This is a genomic window from Corallococcus sp. AB049A (assembly GCF_003668885.1).
In the GTDB taxonomy this organism is placed as follows: domain Bacteria; phylum Myxococcota; class Myxococcia; order Myxococcales; family Myxococcaceae; genus Corallococcus; species Corallococcus interemptor.
In genome coordinates, this window is record NZ_RAWL01000555.1 from 1 (window position 1) to 4717 (window position 4717).

Here is a 4717-nt window from a genome sequence, read left to right on the forward strand (position 1 = left end):
CCTCCGAGCGCGCCCCGTCCCCGACCGAGTCCTCGCGGCGCGCCTCCACCTTCCCGCTGGGACGGCTGGACCGGTTCGGACGCAGCGTGGTGGTGGGCTCGTTCTCCGTGCGCGTGGGCGGCGTCGCGGGCCGCATCACCGACCGGCGCGGCGCGGGCGCGGGCGGAGGCCCACCGGCCTCGTCGTCCGTCACCTGCACCTCGCCGGAGCGCGCCTCCTCCGTCAGCCGGTCCGCGTACAGCTCCTTCATGTACGCGGCCAGGTCCGCCGTCGTGCCGCACGGCTGCGGCTGAGACGCGAGCCACCCCTCCAGCGCCCGCTGCAGCTCCTGCGCGTGCTGGTAGCGCGCGTCCGGATCCTTCGCGAGCGCCTTGAGCACGATGGCGTCCAGCTCCGCCGGCACCCGGGGCGCCACCTGCGACGGCGCCGGGACGTTGCACTCCGCCACCGCCGACAGGGTCAGCATGTCGCTGTGGCGCTTGAAGAGGCGCCCGCCGGTCAGCAGCTCATGCAGCACCACGCCCAGCGCGAACACGTCCGAGCGCCGGTCCACGCGCTGCCCGGAGGCCTGCTCCGGCGACATGTACGAATACTTGCCCTTGAGCACCCCGGAGCGCGTGACGGTGGCCTGATCCGCCGCCTTCGCGATGCCGAAGTCCACCACCTTCACGCCGCCGTCGAACGTCACCAGGATGTTCTGCGGGGACACGTCCCGGTGCACGATGCCCAGCGGGCGCCCCGCCGCGTCCGTCTTCTTGTGCGCGTAGTCCAGCCCCGCGCACGCCTCCAGCAGGATGCGGCACACCAGCGGCACCGGCAGCGGCCGCGCGGACGTCTCCGAGCGCTTCCACAGCCGGCGCGCGTCCACGCCATGGATGTACTCCATGGCGATGAAGAACGTGTCCCCCTCCGCCCCCAGGTCGTAGATCTGCACGACGTTGGGGTGCGCGAGCCGGGCCGCGATCCGCGCCTCGTCCAGGAACATCCGGACGAACTCGTCGTTCTCCGACAGGTGCGGGAGGATCCGCTTCAACACCAGCAGCTTGTCCGGAGCATCCGAACCCGGCCGGCGCGCGAGGTAGATCTGCGCCATGCCGCCCGTGGCGAGGCGCTTCAGGAGCTGGTAGCTGCCGTAGGTTTCGATGGACACGGCCGGAGGCGTGGAGGCGAACCCCAAGCGTAAGCGGCCGGGCCAGGGGAATCAAACATCGAATCCCCCTGGCCTTTTTCCGGTTCCACCGCTGGTGCGCCCTGGCGGTGCGCCCAGGCGGTGCGCCCTAGCGGCGGACGGCGCGGACCTCGCGGGTCTCCCGCATCAGCGCCTCCAGCTCATCCAGGTGGCGCTTGAGCACCGGCATCAGCACCGGCGCCGCGTCCACCCGGTCGAACAGGTCCAGCACCCGGTCCACCTTGCGCTCGATCTCCTGCGCCCTCACCGGGCTGATGCGCTTGAGGAGCAGGTCCGCCCCGGCCTCCATCAGCACCCGGGCCACCGCGTTGCGGTCCGCCAGCGGCTCCTGCTTGCGCTGCCCCTCTCCACGGATGACCCGCAGTCCCGGCGCACCGGCGCGCGGAGAGGACTTCATGGGCTCATCAGGGGTCCAGGTGCTCACAGCGCCTCCAGGGCAACAGCGTGCAGACGCTCCGCAGGGTACACACCGAGGGAGCGCCTCCAATTTTCTGGTCATCCGCACAGGCAGATGCAGTGCTGTAGCACCGGGGTCTGACACCCCCGTTCGGGGCCGGATGGCCGGCCCGTCACGGGGTCCACAACCACGGATTCCCCACCGTTCAGTCGTTGGCGCAGGCGCGGCGGTAGGTGATGGCCACCTTGGAGCCGGGCGGCGGCACCACGGTGAAGACGACGCTGTTGGTCGCCGCGTCGTAGCTCCACCCGCTGGGGGTGGGATTGCCGTTGACGCTCACCGTCACAGTGCCCGCGTCGGGCTCCTCGCTCAGCGGGAAGCGCTCCTGCGCGCTGAACGCCTTGCTGGCCACCTGGCGGAGGAGCGGCGCGTAGTCCGCCGCGCAGACGTTGAGCACCTCGCCGCCCGTCTGGGCCGCCGCGTCCGCGTACCGGGTGCCGGTGCCGCCCGCGGTGGCGCAGGACGTCTTGGTGGGCGCGATGGCGAAGAACGTGGCCCGCTGCGGCTGGTTCTCACCCTTGCGCTGCTGCGCCCACTGCACGTACGTGGAGACCGCGTCCGGCGAGTGGTCATCCTCGTCGCCCACGAACACCACCACCAGCGCCGCGGAGTCGCGCAGGAAGCCCGCGTTGCCGTCGTTGGGCAGCGGCGTGCGCGGATCATCCACGTTGTTCACCAGCGGCGAGGTCAGCGCGCGGCGCATCGCTTCAAAGCCCTGCTCCACCTGGGCGCACTGGCCCACCTGCACGTTCTGCTGGAGCACCTGCGTCACGTTGGCCGTGTTCAGCGTGAGGATGCGCTGGCGGCTGTTGTCCGCCGGGAAGAAGCGGCCGGCCTCACCGCCCAGCGCGCCACCGGGGCACGCGCCGGACACCGCGGAGATGCCCGTCGTCGTCACCGCCATGTTCACGTCCACCGCCTTGTTGCGCGCGGCGTCCACGAACGCGGGGATGGCGGACACGAGCTTCGGGTGCTCCTCCACCATGGAGGCCGTGTTGTCCACGACGAACAGGACGTCCACCTTGCTCACGTCCTGCTGCACGAAGTTGTCCGTCTTCTCCGTCTTCTTCGACGACTCGCCAATGAGCGGCACCATCAGCGGGATGGGCAGGTCGCTGGAGTCCACGAAGAGCGGCGACAGGTTCATGCCCGTCACCTGCGCCAGGTAGTCCACGCCCACCGTGAAGGACTCGCCCGGCTGGAGCTGGAACGCGGGCGGCGCCGGGTGATCCAGCAGCTCGAACTCCGTGTCGGTGGTGCCCGGCCCGATGAAGACGTTGGAGATGGTGACGGGCGTGGTGCACGCGTTGAGGTAGTTCACCTCGCGCGGCGCGGGGCGGCAGTCCTTGCGGCCCAGGCCGAAGTCCAGGTACCAGGGCGACGCCACCAGGCACGTCGTCTGCGAGTTCGCCATCAGCGGCACCTGCCGCACCGGCGTCGCCGGGTTGTACTGCTCCACCTGGAGCTCGCCCGCGAAGTTGCCGCCGGTGAAGGGCGCCTGGAAGGCCACCTGGAAGCTGAACCAGTCCCCCGGGTAGATGATGCCGCCAAAGAGCTCGCCGCCGGGCATCTTGAACACGCCGCCGCCGTCGTTGGCGATGCGGATGTTCTTCACGGGGCACAGGTCCGCGCCCTTGTTCTCCAGCTTCACGCCCAGCACCGCGCCGCGGCCCGGCGGGATGGTGCCGAAGTCCACCAGCTGCGGGGTGATGGTCAAGTCACACGGCGCATGCGCCTTCGCGCTGCCGAAGAAGTCCAGCTGCACGGTGGCCGCGGAGAACGCGCTCGTGGTCATCACCAGCGCGCCGTTCGCGCTGCCCTCGCGCATGGGCTCGTAGAAGACCTCCAGGTTCAGCTCGCCGTTGGCCGGCAGCGTGAACGGCAGCGTCACCGGCTTGTGGTTGAACTGGAGCTGGGCGCCCGTCGCGTCCGGCGTCCAGTCCAGCGTGTTGATGGTCAGCGGCCCGGCGTTGTCCGTGCCGCAGTTCTTCACGTTGACCACCACGCGCACCTTGGAGCCCAGCGGCTGCTCGCCGAAGTCGTGCATCATCGGCGACACGCACAGCTCGGACGCGCCGCCAAAGCCGCGCAGCGGCACGGGCAGCGTGGGGTGGCGCTTGCTCACCACGGTGTAGACGGCGCGGTCCGTGGCCTGGCCCATGTGGCCGGGGCTGTAGCGGATTTCAAAGGCGCGCACCTCACCCGGCTGGAGCACCAGCGGCAGGCCCGTGTTGTTCTGGCTGAAGGACGCGTCCGTGCCATCCAGCATGAGCGACGTGACCGTGACGGGCTCCGTGCTGATGTTGCGCAGGCTGGAGGCCTTGATGGCGTCGCGGTCCACCGGCACCGCGCCAAAGTCCACCACCTCCGGCTCCGCCACCACCGCGCGCTCCAGCGACTCCGCCGTCAGCTGCACCGGCACGTCCGCGCACCCCGCGCACGGAGACAGGGCCAGGGCGATCTGCTTCTTCCCCACGCGCACCGGGTTGAAGGTGACGGGCAGCTCCACGCGCTCGCCCGGGTTCACCGTCAGGGGAGCCGCGACGAACTCATCCTTGTCCGCGCCCACCAGCTTGGGCGTCACCACCACCGGCAGCTCCGTGGGGTTGTCCAGCGTCACCCCCAGCGTCTTGGTGGAGTCCGCCTCGATGCGGCCGAAGTCCAGCGCGCGCGGCGTCACCCGCGCCCACGCGTCCACGCCGGCGCCGTTGAGCGGGATGCGCATCAAGGGCTCGATGCGCGTGTCCGAGCGGATGACGAGCACCGCGGGAAGTCCGCCCTCGGCCAGCGGCGCGAAGCGCACCTTCAGCGTGCACTCGCTGCCCGGCACCAGGCTGTGCGGACCCTCGTGGGTGAACTCGGCCTTGTAGGCGCCTTCCGGCCCCTCCACCCAGGCCTCGTCCACCGTGATGCGCGCGCGGCCCACGTTGCGCAGCGTCACCGTGGATTCGCGGGCGTCGAAGACAGCCACCCGCGCGAAGTCGACGCCGCCCGGCGTCGCCGTCAGCCGGCCATCCGCGAGCGACGAGCGCTCCCGGTCCGCGCAGCCCGACAGCAGCCCCACCACCACC

3 protein-coding genes are annotated in these 4717 nt (G+C 70.8%); all 3 read right to left on the reverse strand.

Annotated elements, in window-relative coordinates:
• Positions 1 to 1150, reverse strand: a 1150-nt coding sequence (locus D7X55_RS35955) for a serine/threonine-protein kinase (protein ID WP_199747301.1), incomplete at its 3' end; no start/stop codon positions are given.
• Between the two features lie 127 nt (positions 1151 to 1277).
• Positions 1278 to 1586 carry a hypothetical protein gene (locus tag D7X55_RS35960; RefSeq protein WP_120549277.1) on the reverse strand — a complete coding sequence of 103 codons (309 nt, stop codon included), beginning with the start codon at positions 1584 to 1586 and terminating at the stop codon, positions 1278 to 1280.
• Between the two features lie 205 nt (positions 1587 to 1791).
• Positions 1792 to 4716: a choice-of-anchor D domain-containing protein gene (locus D7X55_RS35965; RefSeq protein WP_121725395.1), complete on the reverse strand. Its 2925-nt coding sequence runs from the start codon at positions 4714 to 4716 to the stop codon at positions 1792 to 1794.
• Position 4717 lies beyond the last annotated feature (1 nt).